The following is a 16,735-nucleotide window of genomic DNA, read 5'->3' as shown; positions in this document are numbered from 1 at the left end:
CCAGCTATTTGAACGACGAACCTCTCTAACCCGCAAAAAGAAACGCAAACCCGGCGACTCCAACCTTGCCAGGTTTGCGTTCTTTACTTTCTGCTTATTGATCCGCCGAACGAGCCCACCGCAGCAGCAGCACGGCCGCTTCCGCCCGTGTCGTATGCTCCTGCGGCGCAAAGCGCCCATTTTCCCGCCCTTGAACGAACCCGTGCTGCCGGGCGGCGGCAATATAGCCCTTGGCCCAGACGGGAATATCCGTCGCATCCGTAAACATCGAGAGCTCCGCTTCGGGCCCTGCTTGCAAGTTAGAGGCGCGAGCCGTCATCGCGGTCATCTCGGCCCGCGTCACTTGCGCATCCGGACGGAAGCTTCCGTCCTCATACCCGTCAACGATCCCGCGCTGTACGGCCATCAACACAGCTTCGGCGGCCCAAGACGGAATGGCTTCCTGATCCGCGAAGGCTGCCGAAGCAGGAGCTATCCCCCCCGACTTGTCGATTCCCTTAGCCCGGACCAGCATCGTGATGAACTGGACTCGGGTGACTGGATCGTTCGGCCGGAACGTTCCGTCGTCGAACCCGTCGACGATGCCACAGCCGGAGGCCTCCGAAACCGATGACTCCGCCCAATGTCCGGACATATCGGTAAAACGCACCTTCGCCACCGGGGCGCAAGCTGCCGAAGAACCGGCAGGCTTATCGGGTACAGCGGGCTGTCGGTCGGGCACTGCCGGCTTCTGCGGCACTTTAGGCTCCTCGACAGGAGCCGGGCCGCCTCCACCCGCATTCCCCCCGGAGGAAGAGTCCGACGGCTGCTCCGGGGCAGCCTCCCGATGAACGCGCACCGTATACGTCCGCACAGTTTGCCCGTCCGGCGCCGTTACCGTAATCCGAATCGTTGTTGCCCCAACCTGCAAGGCAATCGGCGCAGATGCTTCCCCGCTAAGCGTCACCTTGCCGTTGATCGAGATCCGAGCGTTCGGGTCATAGACCGACGCCGTCACTGTCGTACTGCCGAGCGAATGGCCTACGCTCGCTTCGTATGCGGTGATTTCACTGTCAAATGCCGGAGACAGCGCCGCATCGGTCAGCCTTAGACCGGTTAAGCCGGCGCTCGTGCTTGGCTTGCGGGTGACCTCCACCGTGTAGGCCTGCGTGCTGACGCGGTCTTGGGCAGTTACCATTATCGCGAGGCGGTTGACGCCAACCTGAAGCTCGACCGGTTGGGACGGCTGATGGCTCGCCACTTCTCTGCCGTTAACGGTCAGCAGCGCATTCCGGTCATAGACCGATGCCGTCACCGTCATGCTCGTCACCCCATGCTCGACAGCCGCTTCATAATGAACAATGCCGCTATCGAACGCCGGGCTCAAAGTTCCCTCTGATAACAGGAGCCCGTTCAAGAGGACATTGGAGCTCGGCTTCCGGTGTACCATCACCGTATACGACTGCGTCGTGACTCCGTCTTGCGCGGTCACCGCGACCGTTATCGGGTTGGCTCCCACCTGAAGCTCCACAGGCAGGACCGCCTCTCCGCTTGCAAAAAATTGTCCGTTGATGCGAATCGAGGCTTCGCTGCTCGCCGCCTTTGCCCGCACCGTCAGCGCATAGACGTCGTTCGTAACGGTCGCCGTATAGCGCGTCATCCCACCTTGGAATTCCGGAGCCAGAGCTGCGTGACTCAGCGTCAGCTCGCTCAACTGCACTTCGCTGGAGGGCGATCTCGTCACCAGTACGTTGTAGAGCTGAACCGTCGTTCCGTCCTGCGCCGTCACCTGAATCGTGATCGTCTGGGCTCCGACACGGAGCCGAAGCGGTCCTGAAATGGCTTCGCCGTCCTGCAGCACCAGAACCGAGGCGTTTCCGTCGACAGGAACGGCAGTCACCGTAGTTGCCGTCACCGAAAACGGAACTTGTGCCGTGTACCGGTAAGTCGTCCCGGTAACCGTTTCATTCAACGTGACGTCGCTGAGCTGCAAGGTTTGCAGTAATGCATTGTCCGATACGACCGTGAACGTATGGCTCGCGGAAAACGGTCCCGCATTGCCGGCCGCATCCGTCGCCTGCGCCTTCACAGCATGCGTACCTACAGCCAGGCTATCCGTAAGCGTGTAGCTCCACTTGCCTCCCGCGTCGGCAGCCGTTTCCGCCAGCGGCACTTCGTCTACGTACACGCTCACCGTGACACTGGCTTCCGCCTTGCCCGCGATAGTCGGCTTCGACCGGTTCGTCACGGCGCCGTTAGCCGGGTTTGTCACGACAGGCGCCGGAGGGGCCAACGTATCTACCGTGAACCTGATCTCCGCGGATGGCGGACTAATATTGCCTGCGGCATCCGTTGCCGTCGCCCTAACCGTATAGACGTCATCGCCGAATACGATAGGCGGAATAAAGGTCCAACTGCCTCCAGCATTCGCCATCACAGTGCCTGCCGGACTTCCGTTTACGACCACACGGACGGTGGCATAGGCTTCAGCAGTTCCTCGAATAACCGGCTTGCTTTGTTTCGTCGCCGTACCATCGGCCGGAGCAAGGATAACCGGAGCCGCGGGCGCTTCGGTATCTACCGTAAAATGCACCGTCGCGGACGCGGGACTAATATTTCCCGCCGCATCCTTCGCCCGTACTTTGATCGCATGCCTGCCATCCGTCAGAGCGTCCGGTAGCGAATAAGACCAGTTGCCACCGGCATTTGCCGTCCCTGCTGCCGTCTCGGTTCCATCCAAATCAATAATAAGAACTGCCCCCGCTTCGGCGGTCCCGGAGATCATCGGCCGGTTGCTGCCTGTGATGGCCCCGTCGGCTGGTGTAAGGATAACCGGGGCGGCCGGAGCTTGCGTATCTACGGTGAAAGAGACCACGGCGGACGCCTGACTGACATTCCCCGCCGCATCCGCTGCGGTAGCTTTCAGGCTGTGCGCACCGTCAGCCAAATCCGTAGGCCACAGGTACGTCCACGTGCCGCTGCCGTCTGCGGTCGTCGTGCCGACCGGAGCCGCGTCCAAATACAGCGCTATGGTCGCGCCCGCTTCCGCCTGACCGGTAATGACCGGCCGACGGCTATTGATCCAACCGCCGTTGACCGGTGTTCCGATCATCGGCGGTGCCGGAGGCTGCGTATCGATGGTAAACGATATTTCCGCAGAAGCCGGACTTTCGTTGCCTGCGGCGTCTTTCGAAACCGCCTTGACTTTGTGGACGCCATCCGCCAGCGCGGCGGCCGGAGTATACGACCATCGGCCGCTTCCGTCCGCGGTCACGGTCGAGCTCGCCCCACCGTCCAACGTGATATTCACGGTCGCATTCGCTTCAGTCGTGCCGGTCACCGTCGGCTTGTTGTTCGGAAGAACCGCCCCTGCCAATGGCGCCGTGATGATAGGGGCCGCCGGAGGCGTCCGGTCGATGCGAACGACGGTCCAGGCAATAACGCTGGTATTCCCGGCATTGTCTATCGTCCTTGCGCTCACCGTCGTCTGGCCTTCGGCCGTAATCGTCACCGGGCCCGCATAGGCCGTCCACGCGAGCGTCGTCGCTCCTGACAAGCTGTATTCCGTTCGGTTCACGCCCGAGCCGCCGCTGTCCGTTCCTCCTGCGATCGTTACCGTGACGTCCGCATTCGTCCAAGAACCGGCGGATGAACTAAGGGCAGGAGCCGTTGGCGCCGTCCGGTCGATTTTCACGATAGCCGAGGCTATAGCGCTTATATTCCCCGCATTATCTATCGTCCTCGCACTTACCGTCGTCTGGCCTTCAGCCGTAATCGCTAACGGGCCCGTATACGTCGTCCATGCGAGCGTTGTCGCTCCCGTCAGGCTGTACTCCGTTCGCTTCACTCCCGAGCCCCCGCTGTCCGTCCCTCCTGTGATCGTCACAGCCACGTTCGGCGCGGAGGTCCATTGCATGGTCGCCGGACTTACTGTCGGTACGGTCGGCGCTGTTTTATCCACCTTCACAACAACGGTGTTGGTCGAGCTCATATTTCCGACATTGTCCACCGTTCTCGCGCTCACTGTCGTTTGACCCTCGGCGGTAATCGTCACCGGGCCCGTATAAGCCGTCCAGGCGAGCGTCGTCGCTCCTGACAAGCTGTATTCCGTTCGGTTCACGCCCGAACCCCCGCTGTCCGTTCCTCCTGTGATCGTTACCGTGACGTCTGAATTCGTCCAAGAACCTGCGGATGCGCTAAGGGTCGGCCCCGTCGGGGCTGTCCGATCGATTTTTACGACGGTCGAGGCAATAACACTTATATTTCCCACATTGTCTATCGTTCGCGCACTTACCGTCGTTTGACCCTCGGCGGTAATCGTCACTGGGTCCGTATAGGCCTTCCATGCGAGCGTCGTCGCTCCCGTCAAGCTGTATTCCGTTCGGTTCACGCCCGAGCCGCCGCTATCCGTTCCTCCCGTGATCGTCACCGTGACATCCGAGTCGGTCCATGAACCTGCGGATGCGCTAAGGGATGGCGCCGTCGGGGCTGTCCGGTCGATTTTGACGACGGTCGAGGCGGTAACGCTCGTATTCCCCGCATTGTCTACCGTTCTTGCACTTACCGTCGTTTGGCCCTCGGCCGCGATCGACAATGGCCCGGTGTATGTCGTCCACCCCAACGTCGTCGCTCCCGTCAAGCGGTACTCCGTACGGTTTACGCCCGAGCCGCCGCTGTCCGTTCCCCCTGTGATCGTCACCGCGACGTTTGCCGCAGAGGTCCATTGCGAGGTCGCCGGAATAACCGCCGGAGCCGTCGGCGCCGTCTTATCAATGGACACCACGGCAGTCCCGACGCTGCTGATGTTCCCTGCGTTGTCGATCGTTCGCGCACTTACCGTCGTTTGGCCTTCGGCCGTGATCGTCACCAGACCGGTATACGTCGTCCAAGCCAGCGTCGTCGCACCGGATAAGCTGAACTCCGTACGATTCACGCCGGACCCGCCGTTATCGGTTCCGGACGTAATCGTTACCGCGACATCGGAGGCCGTCCATGACGCTGCCGAAAGCTTGACTACCGGCTGCGTCGGCGCCGTGCGATCGATTTTGACGACGGCCGTCGCGATTGGGCTTATATTGCCTGAGAGGTCTATCGTTCTTGCGCTAATCGTGGTTTGTCCGTCATTCGTAATGGTTATCTTGTCTCCATCGTTGTAAGGCGTCCAGCCGAGTGTCGTCGCCCCGGATAAGCTGTACTCCGTACGGGCGACCCCGGAGTCCGCATCCGTGCCCGGCGTGATCACCGCCGTTACGTCTTGTGTGCTCCACTCGGGGCCCGGGCCGCTAATCGCCGGGGCCGTAGGCGGCGTAAAATCAAACGTGAGCTTATATACGTTCACATTGGTTTCCCAATTCTCGTCATATCCGCCCATAGCATACACATCATTCCCGAATACCGAAAGTTGGGCATTGGTCAGCTGTCGAATCGTAGCCGTATCCTTTGTCCATTGGTTCGTCGCCGGATCGTATATATAGAAATACTTTTTTCCCATCACCAGCACTTTGCCGTTCGGCAGCGTCACCTGGGCATGGCGGAAAAACGTGTCGCCTTCAAACGGCAGATTCCCCGCCTTGGTCCACGTATTATTCGATGGATCGTACAAATAAGCATCGAAGCGGTAGACGTAATGGCTCTGCCCGCCGGTAACGAGAACGCGTCCATCCTTTAGCGTGCTCTGTGCAGCATCGTAAATGGGATAAGGATAAGGAGCCGCTTCCTCCCAACGATTCATACCCGGATCGTATACATAGGCCTGATTATACATCGTGCTGCGGTCCATTCCCGACCAAATCTCGTTCGCACCGCCTACGATAAGCACCCGGCCGTCCAGCAAGGTGCTTTGGGTGTTTCCGAATATACTCCCTACCGGCAATGACGCGCCATCAGACCAGGTATTGGAGTAGGGGCTGTAAATTTTGGCCACGTTATTGTAAACGTATCCTGTCCCCGGGACGAACTTCGACCCGCCTGTGACAAGCACTCTTCCGTCCTTCAGCATGCTTTGCTTGTGATAAGAAAGCTGCAAGGGCGGCGCAAGCGAAGTCCAGGACCGATCCGTCGGGTTGAATGTATAGGAATACCGCGCAAAAGTAGACGAATTTGCCTTTTGCCCCCCGGTCACCATGATGCGGTTGCCGGACTGCACCAAGCTGGATGTAACGCCCGAAATATTTTCCGGCAAGTTCGCCGAATCCGGCAATGGTTCCATCATGACTGCCGCATGCGCAAGCTGACTCCCCCCTGCAAACACGCTCGCCAAAAAGACCGCGCACCAGAACAGTCTCCGTAATGTGATATGGATCAAACTCGAATTCACTCCTTCGAAAGTTCCTTGTTACTTTGGGTCCAAATAGTTACATCTAGAGTACCAAATGGAATAACCGAAGGATATTAACTTTGGTTAACTCCGAACCGTTAAATTTTTTATCGAGATCGTGTTGTTGTATAATTTTTGGATGAAGAGAGGTCCTTATGAAATGAGGTGCTATAAATGAAATCGTTGGATGAACTGATTGACGAAACGGAGTCCACATGGCTGGAAGTGCAGGACTGGGTTGCCAAGGCTGCCAATACCGTCGAAATTTTACCCGCGAATCCGCACGAAGCCGCAGAGGTACTGCATCAACTGCAAGTGACGACCCGATCCGTCTTAGGTACTGTTGCGTATTATACCGGCGGCATCCTCATCGAGAACGGTTGGCTGCGCATCTTGGGTTCCGGCAGTCGACGGCTGCCGAGGAATTTGATCACATGGAATGAAATCGGCGCCGATGGAAAAAGCACAAGACTTCCTTCATCGTTCTTGATCGCCGACGACGTAGTAGGCGGCTTTTTTGCGCTGAACGGCGGAGCCTTCGAGGGCAAACCGGGAGATGTATTTTATTTTGCTCCCGATACCTTGGAGTGGGAAAGTCTGGATATGGGGTTTTCGGATTTTTTATATTGGGCTTGCTTTGGCGATGTGCAAAAATTTTATGAGACTTTTCGGTGGGAAGGCTGGGCAGAAGAGATTCGGCCTATCGATGGAAATCAGGGAGTGTCGATTTATCCGTTCCTTTGGACAGACGGCGCCCCTGTTACCGATCGCGCCAGATCCGTCGTTCCGATCGAAGAACTATGGAATATTTTTTTAAACGATAGTAAACTTAAATGAGAAAGTTCGAATTGGATAGGATTCCATCGAAAATGGGGCGTGATCGCTTGTGAGAAACTCCCTCATCCTTGGGCTGGGTTACTTGCTCGTTGTCGCACTGACCGCTATGTTTTTGCAAGACCCCGCCATATTTTATACGTATGCCGGGATAGTCGGGCTGATTTTTACAGGAGCGGCAGCCATCCTTACAGCTTCTAGCGTAAGCGGTGATCGGGCGAGGGCCAACTATTGGATCAGTACCGCCAAGGATAGAGCAGCCAGAGGGAAGTGGGCAACGTACTGTTTTATGATCGGATTCCCTAACCTGCTTCTGGCCGCCATCGTATATTTCAGTTCGCTGTAAATCGAAAAAAAAGCCGTGCAAGTCCTTCTACCAAGGACCGCACGGCTTTAAACCCATCAGCGGATCGGGATCCGCATTTCCAGCTCCTTATAAAAATCGATTTGCGGCATCGTATAGGTCGTCAGACGAACGGGCTGCTCTTTATCCAGCGGCGAAAACTCTTGTACGTACGAGTAGGCCTCTCCGTTCTTCCCGACGAACTTCAAGCTTTTGCGCTCCAACGCCTTTCCGTTCTGGACAAGACCGATGAGCCCCGCCTGATTACCGGGAAGCGGCCCGGTAATGCCACAGCTCCTGCATCACCTGACGCGCCCCTTCCACTGTCTTCGGATCGAGCTCCGTCTCCAATTAACTGTTCTGCTGCAAAAGCCTTCTGCGGCACCTGCGCCGCCGGAATCGAAGCCATAAACAAGCCGGCCGCCGCAACCGTTGTTGCGATCAGGAATACACCCCATTAGAGTGTTGGCGGTCTCCGTTTGGTTCTCGGCGGCGCAAAATTTTTTTCGCCAGGTTTTCTCAGGATGCAAAATTTCATGCTCCGACGACTCTTTTAACATTTCAAATTTTTGCCTTAATTGTTTTTATCAAGTAGAATAGTTCCGTACCTTATTCGCGCGAGGAGGCCGATGTTCTTTTCTTATTCGACATGTCATATTTTATTAGTTGAGAGATTTTTCTGGAGGCGGTGATCCTGATGTCCGATCCGAACGAATTCGGGTCCCAATATTTCGAGAAAATATTAAATATGGTCGACGTGGGCGTCCATCTGGTGAACCGGGAAGGCACGACCGTCTTTTATAACGACAAAATGGCGGAGATCGACGGCCTTGCGCGGAAGCAGGTGCTGCATAAAAATATTTTTCACGTCTACCCTTCCTTAACCCACGAAACGAGCACGCTGGCCAAAGTGCTGCAGACCGGACAAGAGGTGCCCGAAAAAATACAGACCTACGTCAACGTCACGGGCAAACGCATTACGACCATCAACCGCACGTATCCGCTCTTCGATAACGATCAGCTTACGGGCGCTCTGGAGGTCGCCAAGGACATTACCAGCGTCGTCCAGCTTCACGACCAGATTCTGGACCTGCGCCACCAGTTGTACCAAGCCAAGCAGAAGGACGGCAAAAAGACGGGCGCGGCCCGCTATCATTTCAGCGACTTAATCGGAGAGAGCCCGGCGTTTCTGGAAGCGGTTTCTACAGCCAAAAAAGCGTCCCGCACCAGCTCTCCCGTCTTCATCTGTGGGGCTACGGGCACGGGCAAGGAGTTATTTGCCCAGAGCATGCACAATGCGAGCGTCCGCCGCAATCATCCGTTCATCGCGCAGAACTGCGCCGCCGTACCCGGCGACCTGATGGAAGGCATCATGTTCGGCACGACCCGAGGCGCGTTCACCGGAGCGGTGGACCGTGCGGGCTTGTTCGAGCAGGCCAGCGGCGGCACGCTGTTTCTGGACGAGATCAACAGCTTGGATCTGCTGCTTCAGGCCAAGCTGCTGCGGGTGCTGCAGGACGGCATCGTGCGGCGAATCGGTGGGACGACGGAGCAGCAGGTGAACGTCAGAATCGTGGCGGCGATGAACATGGAACCGCAGGAAGCGCTGGAAAAGGGCATTTTGCGGCAAGACCTCTTTTTCCGGCTCAATGTCGTCAACCTGCAGCTCCCGCCGCTGCTGCGCAGGCAGGAGGACATTCCGCTACTCGCGCAGCATTTTATCGAGAAGTTCAATCCGATGTTCGGCATGAAAATTACGGGACTGGCTCCGTCGGCCATGCAGCGGTTCATGGCTTACGCCTGGCCTGGCAACGTCCGCGAATTGGGGCATGCCATCGAATCCGCCTTCAATATGATCGAGCCGGAAGAGGAGATCATCGAGGATCGTCACCTGCCCGCGAATCTGCGGGAAGTTCCCTGTCCCGTGCCGGTTCCCGCTCTGCGGAAGCCGGACCTTACCGCGTTCCCGGCAGGGAAATTAACCGACCGGATGAAGCAGATGGAGCGGGAGGCGATCGTCGACGCGCTCAAGCGTCACGGGTACAACATCAGCCTTGCCGCGCAAGCGTTGGGGATCAAGCGGCAGGCTTTGCAGTATAAGCTGAACCGGTACGGGATCGCGAGGAAGCCGTAGCGGTGGAATTTTGTCGGCGTGGGCACAGCATCTCCCAGTACTGGCATGGTTTTTGCTTATACATTAAGTGAAAACGATCAATGGAGGTGCTCTGGATGAGCGTACCGATGATGGACCCGCAAAGCAAAGCAAATGTTCCCCCTCTCAGCAGCAAAAGGCATTGGAAAGACGTCGAACTGTGGAAAGACGTGACGGAGGAGCAGTGGAACGATTGGCTGTGGCAATTGACGCACACGATCCGCACCTTGGACGAGTTGAAGCAGGTCGTCAATTTGACGCCCGAGGAAGAGGAAGGCGTGCGCATTTCGACGCAAACGATTCCATTGAATATAACGCCGTATTACGCTTCGCTGATGCACCCGGACGATCCCCGCTGCCCGATCCGCCTGCAGTCGGTGCCGATCTCCGCGGAGCTGCTGAAAACGAAATACGACCTGGAGGACCCGCTCCACGAGGACGAAGATTCCCCGACGCCGGGCTTAACCCACCGTTATCCGGACCGTGTGCTGTTCCTGGTCACGAACCAATGCTCCATGTACTGCCGTTACTGTACGCGCCGCCGTTTCTCGGGCCAAGTGGGCATGGGGGTACCGAAGAAGCAGTTGGACGATGCCATCGACTACATCCGCCGTACGCCGGAAGTCCGCGACGTGCTCCTGTCCGGGGGCGACGGCTTGCTCATCAACGACAACATTGTGGAGTATATATTGAAAAATTTGCGGGCGATCCCCCACGTCGAGATTATCCGGATCGGCACGCGGGCTCCGGTCGTCTTCCCGCAGCGCATTACGGAGAACCTGTGCAACATCCTGAAAAAGTACCATCCGGTATGGCTGAACACGCATTTCAATCATCCCTTGGAAATTACAGCCGAGGCGAAGCAGGCTTGCGAAATGCTGGCCAACGCGGGCGTTCCGCTGGGGAATCAGGCGGTCATTCTGGCGGGCATTAACGACAGCACGCATATTATGAAAAAGCTCATGCACGAGCTGGTCAAAATCCGCGTCCGCCCCTACTATATTTACCAATGCGATTTGTCCGAAGGCATCGGCCATTTCCGTGCGCCCGTGTCCAAAGGGCTGGAAATTATCGAGGCGCTGCGCGGCCATACCTCGGGCTATGCCGTCCCGACCTTCGTCGTCGACGCCCCCGGAGGCGGTGGAAAAATCGCGCTGCAGCCGAACTATCTGATCTCGCAAAGCCAAGACAAAGTCATCCTGCGCAACTATGAAGGCGTTATCGTCGGGTACCCGGAGCCGAAAAATTATGTCCCGGGCCGCGCCGACGAATACTTCAACGAAATTTACGGCATCCAGCAAGCACCGGCAAGCACGGGAATTATCGCCCTCATGAAGGACGAAAAATTCAACCTTGTGCCGGAAAACTTGCACCGCATCGGCCGCAGAAAATCGTACGAGGAAGCTTCCGAGCACACCTCGCTGAAAGACCGCAGGCAAAAGCGGGATGAAATGAAGGAAAAGCTGATCAAAGCGGTGAAGCAGAAGGAGGATGCTTCGAGCGCAGAGGCGTGAGGCGTTGGCGATAGGGGGAGTTTTGGTGGCTCCCCCCTTGAGGCGCTATGTAGGCGGGGGCTGTGCAAGGATTTTGGCGCGCGGAAGGGCTGTGTGGTGAGCATGTTGCACCAGTCGTTGTTTTTCATCAAGGCCTCCGGAGTTCCTCCACGCACCGCCCTCCCGGAACGCGTTTTGTTGTAGTACGGCGGGTGATCGTCCTCTCGCGAAAAACGTCCGGGCAAGCGAATCAGCCCTCGTGCATCCACTTAGGGAGCGTCGAGGGCTTTATTCGGGCTGCGCGGGCAGCAGGCACGTCCCTTATCTCAGGTCAACCCTTGCTCGAAAATTTGTTGATCCGCGGCGCGTTCATCAGCTCTTCGTAACGGAACTTGCTTCCTAGCGTGGAGAAATCGTTCAAATAAAGCGCCTCTTCGATTCGCTGCGACATGCTTTCGGTCACATATTGTCCGCAATTAGGACAGTCCAACGCCGGAGCTTCCAGAATCTGCACCGCCGTCTTCCCGTCCGGCGCCACCCAATAGCAATCTTTTACACTCTCGCGGATCGACTCCGCATCGCACCACATACATTTCATTGTTTGTTCTCTCCCCTCTCCAGGTTGTCATTATTTTTACCATATGGTATATAAGCAAAGTTGATGCCAACTTAGGATTGGGGACGAAATAACCTTATAGACCGGGTGGAAGCTGTACAAAGGCGCAAAATCTTTTGCACTTCGCCATCATTTTGCAGCAAAACTTTTTGTCCACCAAGGGAGCGGACTTGATCCTCTCTCGCATTGACCCTGTTTTTGCTTTAAACTTTAGGGAGGAACCGCTCGGGTGAAACGGATTTGCGAAGACAGCTTTCCTGCGGAAAGCTAAGCCTATGCTTACGAAGATAGTTTTCCTTTGGAAAACTAAGCTCATGCTTACGAAGTAGCTTTCCTGAGGAAAGCTCTGAGGAGGAAAAACATGCTGGAAGAACAAGCTTACTATACGAATCAAATCGAGCAGGGATGCGATTACGAGATGCATGTTTGCCTCGATTTCTTTAACAAAAGGATACGGGTGGACGATTACCGGGGAAATATCGATGCTATTTACGGGCGTATGTGCGAGCTTGCCGGCCAGCACGCGTTAACCAAAGCCTTCGTCAAGTCGCGCGAAGAAGATTGGTCTGCCTTTTTATCCAAAGGGTGTATGCTCGAAGGGATTTATAAGGGCTATTTTCTTGGCAGCGATGCCTACTGTATGGCCGTCTACTTCGATCTGGAGCGCCGGACCAGCGATTACTGGATCGAGGAAGATCAGATTCTGGGGCAAGTGCTTCAGCTCCCCTTGAAGCCGGAACGCCCGCAGATCCCCGCAGACTGTACGCTGCGTATTGCCCAGCCGGAAGATGCCGAGGCGCTTGCCGCTTTGTACGGCCAAGTGTTTCAGACGTACCCGACCCCCATGAGCCAGTCTGGGTACGTTGAGAAGGTCATCCGGGAGGGCACCGTCTTTTATCTTGTGGAACAAGCGGGCCTGCTAATCAGTGCCGCCTCGGCGGAAATCAACGAAGCGTACCGCAATGCGGAAATTACGGATTGTGCCACACTTCCGGCTTACCGCAAGCTTGGGCTGATGAGAGTGCTCATTTATGCTCTGGAAGAGGAACTGCGCAGCAGGAAGATCTATTGCGCCTATTCGCTGGCGAGAGCCCTTTCGTTCGGCATGAATGCCGCCCTCGGGCAGACGGGATACCGTTACTACGGCCGACTGACGAAAAGCGTCGAGATTTACGACAAATTCGAGGATATGAATCTGTGGGTGAACGACCTCAGGGAGGGAAGGACTTAGCGGAAGCTAGGCCTTCCCTTTCATGCGTTCGTGGAATTCGGTACAATCAACCCTGTAACCAAACCCGAGGGATTATGTGAGCCTGATGATATCGGTGCTTTCTGGACAGGCCATTCCCCGCAATCGCCCGCGTCAGCCCCTGAATAGTTCATGTTCCATTCTAAGTATTATCATGCTCTGTAAATAGCTTTAATGTATCCCCGCCCAAGCCTGCATAGGGTTATCGTATTCTTCCACAACCGTCATTTCTTCAATTGTACGCATGTGATTGTTCGACACAGCCTTGAGAGCTTCCACCAAAACAAAACAACTAGGGTAGCGGCTACAAACTTCCGACCATCTCATACCGTATCCCCTCTCACCTAGGCTCCATCCCCAAAATCGATTGAGCCTAGTCTACATGCTCCTTATCCAGCTTTCACGTGAACCTAACCACGTCTACGCTTCTTAAAAGCGGACTTTTCGTTTTCGAGATACATTCGACAGATATTTACATTTTCCTGTATCCGTGTAAAATTATTAGAACCATAGTCCTTTATGTCCTATAGTGTATGTATCTTCTTCCAGCTTTGGAGGCCAGCCATGAGTCAAACTACACTGATTGTCATCATTATCGATTGTTTGTTCATAACGATTGAAGCCATTCTATTAGAGATGTTCAAATCACGCCTAGAAGGTCCGATTGCGCAGTACACGAAGAGTTGGAATCAAGCTCGGGGAAGAAATAAAAAGAAAATTAAGAACTACAGGTTTCATCAAACTTACAACGCCTATAATCAGATCGAAACCCAAGAATTAAAAGAAATCCGTATCTTACTTAAATCGTATGATACTGAAACAACGTATTTTCAAATTGCTGTCGATCTTTTCGTAAAATTTATACTACCTGTGGGTACTTTTATTTTAGGAGTTTTCGTTTCCACTACAAATAATTTTCTTTCGATTCAAAGCAAAAATGGATCTGCCTCGTTATCTGATGAAAGCAGCATTAACGAGTTATTTTCATCGATTTTTGGATCTTTTACTCCAATCGCTGTGATTGTAACTTCTTTGTTTTTGCTATCTATCGTACAGAATTGGTGCAAGCATTATCGGAAGAAGCGGATTACACAACACTTATTAATCATTGATCAGATTTTGGAGGATAGGGAAGGTTAACGTGGTCTTCACAAGAAGCCGTGTTCCGCTGCTTCTCGAATTCTAAGTCAGAATACGATGATATGACCATTTAGGATCGTCCTCTATCTTTATTGATAGAAAGTGCAAAACTTTATTTATTCGGAGCAGGAGCAAAAGCTTTTGTACACATTCCTCATTTGGTGGACTTGTGATGAAGCTATCGTAATGACTGGCAAGTTCAAGGATAGAGTTTAAAAATAGCTCCGTATTTTAGTAGCAGCTGTAATTTTTTTATCTAATGAAGCAGCGTAAACTTCATGTGAAGCCCCCACCAAACGCCATAAGCCTTGTGCCAGATAGTTTATTTTGGTTTTTGGAAACCCAAGCAGTGAAGTAATAAGTTGATCATAGATAACGTTACATACTGCTTCAAGTAAATGACATTTCCCTTTTATATCTGTTTCCGACATTTTTTGTGCAGGATAATGCCGTATTTTAACCAGATTATCATGATTTGCCTAGTTTTGCGGAAAATAGTGTATGATCAAATCCAAGAAGGGGAGGTGATCACGACTACGAAATAAATTAACACCCGCTTACTAAAAGTGCATTAGTCTCGACACACGGAAAAGCTGTGCAGCAAGCAGGAGAAAACATTAAATGGGAGTGATTAATCATGAAATTTGGTAAAGCAATGTTGTCGGTTGGTTTATTAGCTTCTTTGATTGCCACGCTACCCACATATGACGCTCATGCTTCACAAGGTACTGCATCATATACTGATTCTAAATCTGTTAGTACATCAAGTTATACCAGAGAGTACAAAAAATTACGTGTTGGAACAAGCTTCAAGATTCCTTCAACCCACGTAAGGCTGGAATTTGATTTTGGACAGGTCGATGTAAAAATTTACAGCACTTACACGAAAGTTACAGGCGTAAAAGCGGATGAATATCCCGTTCTAGTTATCGATGAAGACAATCAAGTTATTTACGAGGTTACAGTTTACTAATTTGGAAAAACGTAAAAACAGAGGTAGATCACAATATTGGGATCTGCCTCTGTTTAATTCAAGCCTCTGCTAAAACTTTTCGCCGTCTACTCTGAACCAATGATGATGTTGAACTGCTTTCAGAGCGGTGATTTCAATCGGTTAAATATCCGACGCTTGATGAATACTTTTGCTTTTTAGACCTTCCCCTACACCTACCGACTCCGGTTAAACACCACGAGCTTCAACTCCGTCAATTCCTCCACCGCATACTTGATACCTTCGCGTCCAACGCCGCTTTCTTTCACGCCGCCGTAGGGCATGTGATCGAGCCGGAAGGTTGGTATGTCGTTGATCATGACGCCGCCCACATGCAGCTTATCGATCGCGTTCATAGCCGTGTGCAGGTTGTCGGTATAAATCCCTGCTTGGAGCCCATAGATGGAGTGGTTGACCCAGTCTACCGCTTCCTCCACCGAGCTGACCTTGTTGATCAGCACAATCGGGGCAAACACTTCCTTGCAGGACACTTGCGCGTCAGGAGGGACGTTCAGTAGCACCGTCGGCGCAAGAATCCCGCCTTCGGCCGTTCCGCCCAGCGCCACGGTTGCTCCCTGCTGCGCGGCTTCCTGAATCCATTCCACAGCCCGCTCCGTTTCCCGTTCGGAGATCATCGCGGACACGTCCGTATCGGCATCCAGCGGGTCTCCAAGCTTGAGCTGCTTGGCCGCTGCGACGAATTTTTCGACAAACTCGTCATACCTGTCCTCCAGGACGTACACCCGCTGCAAGGAGATGCAGACTTGGCCTTGGAACGAGAAAGCGCCTGTGACACAACGAGCAATAATGGAATCGATCCGGGCGTCGCTGTCCACGATAACGGCGGAGTTGGAGCCCAACTCCAGCGTGACGCGCTTCAATCCGGCTTTCGCGCGGATGCTTTTGCCGACGGACGGGCTTCCCGTGAATGTAATGACATCGACGCGGGGGTCTTCGACGATTTTATCGCCGATGACTCTGCCGGCGCCGGTGACGACGTTCAGCGCGCCGGCCGGAAGTCCGGCTTCCATGAACAGCTCCGCGATGAAGAACGCGGATAACGGCGTCTGGCCCGCAGGCTTCAGGACGACGGTATTGCCCGCGGCGATGGCCGGGCCCAGCTTGTGGGCGACCAGATTCATCGGGAAATTGAACGGGGTAACCGCCCCGACTACGCCCAGCGGCTCTCTTACGGTATAAGCGAAGCGACCTTCCCCTCCGGGAACGGCGTCCATCGCCAACGTTTCGCCGTGAATCCGCTTCGCTTCCTCGCCGGCCAGCTTATACGTCTGGATCGTGCGGTCCACCTCGATCAGAGCGGCTTTGATCGGCTTGGCGGCTTCCAGCGCGATGAGGCGGGCTGCTTCTTCGCGGCGCTGTTCCAGCAGGCGGGACACGGTTTCAAGAATGCTGGCCCGTTGGTGGGCCGGCATGCTTCGCATGACCGGCTTGCAGCGGACCGCCGCTTCGATCGCCAGCTCGGTCTCCGCGAGATCGGCCGAAGCGATGTCGGCCAGCTTTTCCTTGGAGTACGGCGAGTACAGCGGGGTGTAATTTTTCGTCTCAACCCAGGTTCCGTCGATGAATGCATGCTTTTTCATGAAGTAAATCCGCCTCCTTAT

General features: G+C 54.5%; 11 protein-coding genes. 7 read left to right on the top strand and 4 right to left on the bottom strand.

Translation table 11 applies throughout. The features are described 5' to 3' along the window. Positions 1–94: 94 nt before the first annotated feature. A complete protein-coding gene (locus QMG93_RS14090) occupies positions 95–6,283 on the bottom strand; it encodes an OmpL47-type beta-barrel domain-containing protein (protein ID WP_281937415.1) in 6,189 nt (2,062 codons plus the stop codon). A gap of 186 nt (positions 6,284–6,469) precedes the next feature. Between QMG93_RS14090 and QMG93_RS14085 the strand changes: the two genes are divergently transcribed. Beyond that, a complete protein-coding gene (locus tag QMG93_RS14085) occupies positions 6,470–7,132 on the top strand; it encodes a DUF2625 family protein (RefSeq protein ID WP_281937413.1) in 663 nt (220 codons plus the stop codon). Positions 7,133–7,181: 49 nt separating this feature from the next. Further along, positions 7,182–7,475, top strand: a complete 294-nt coding sequence (locus QMG93_RS14080) for a DUF5316 domain-containing protein (protein WP_281937410.1) — start codon at positions 7,182–7,184, stop codon at positions 7,473–7,475. Positions 7,476–7,531: 56 nt separating this feature from the next. Here the strand turns inward: QMG93_RS14080 and QMG93_RS14075 are convergent, their stop codons facing one another. Next, entirely contained in the window at positions 7,532–7,681 is a 150-nt protein-coding gene (locus QMG93_RS14075) for a hypothetical protein (protein ID WP_281937408.1), read from the bottom strand. A 488-nt stretch (positions 7,682–8,169) separates the two neighbouring features. Between QMG93_RS14075 and QMG93_RS14070 the strand changes: the two genes are divergently transcribed. After that, positions 8,170–9,606, top strand: coding sequence for a sigma-54 interaction domain-containing protein (locus tag QMG93_RS14070; protein WP_281937407.1), 1,437 nt, complete (start codon positions 8,170–8,172; stop codon positions 9,604–9,606). Between the two features lie 110 nt (positions 9,607–9,716). Continuing rightward, the gene (gene ablA, locus QMG93_RS14065) at positions 9,717–11,138 is read left to right on the top strand and encodes a lysine 2,3-aminomutase (protein ID WP_127459581.1); all 1,422 of its coding nucleotides are present in this window, start codon (positions 9,717–9,719) and stop codon (positions 11,136–11,138) included. A gap of 310 nt (positions 11,139–11,448) precedes the next feature. On the opposite strand, the gene QMG93_RS14060 is transcribed toward ablA, so the two are convergent. After that, entirely contained in the window at positions 11,449–11,715 is a 267-nt protein-coding gene (locus QMG93_RS14060) for a YokU family protein (RefSeq protein ID WP_281937406.1), read from the bottom strand. 379 nt (positions 11,716–12,094) lie between these two features. On the opposite strand from QMG93_RS14060, the gene ablB reads away from it, so the two are divergent. From ablB to QMG93_RS14045, 3 genes are all read left to right on the top strand, one after another. Then, positions 12,095–12,964 (top strand): putative beta-lysine N-acetyltransferase, encoded by an 870-nt coding sequence (gene ablB, locus QMG93_RS14055; protein WP_281937404.1) that lies wholly within the window; start codon positions 12,095–12,097, stop codon positions 12,962–12,964. 582 nt (positions 12,965–13,546) lie between these two features. Then, entirely contained in the window at positions 13,547–14,122 is a 576-nt protein-coding gene (locus QMG93_RS14050) for a hypothetical protein (protein WP_281937402.1), read from the top strand. Between the two features lie 637 nt (positions 14,123–14,759). Next, positions 14,760–15,095 (top strand): hypothetical protein, encoded by a 336-nt coding sequence (locus QMG93_RS14045; protein WP_281937400.1) that lies wholly within the window; start codon positions 14,760–14,762, stop codon positions 15,093–15,095. 194 nt (positions 15,096–15,289) lie between these two features. On the opposite strand, the gene QMG93_RS14040 is transcribed toward QMG93_RS14045, so the two are convergent. Then, positions 15,290–16,714 carry an aldehyde dehydrogenase family protein gene (locus tag QMG93_RS14040; protein ID WP_281937398.1) on the bottom strand — a complete coding sequence of 475 codons (1,425 nt, stop codon included), beginning with the start codon at positions 16,712–16,714 and terminating at the stop codon, positions 15,290–15,292. Positions 16,715–16,735: the final 21 nt, after the last annotated feature.

The sequence above is a fragment of the Paenibacillus tyrphae genome (genome assembly GCF_027925525.1).
Taxonomy (GTDB): Bacteria; Bacillota; Bacilli; order Paenibacillales; family NBRC-103111; genus Paenibacillus_G; species Paenibacillus_G tyrfis_B.
Note: the sequence above shows the minus strand (reverse complement) of the source record. Positions and strands in the feature narration are given on the sequence as shown.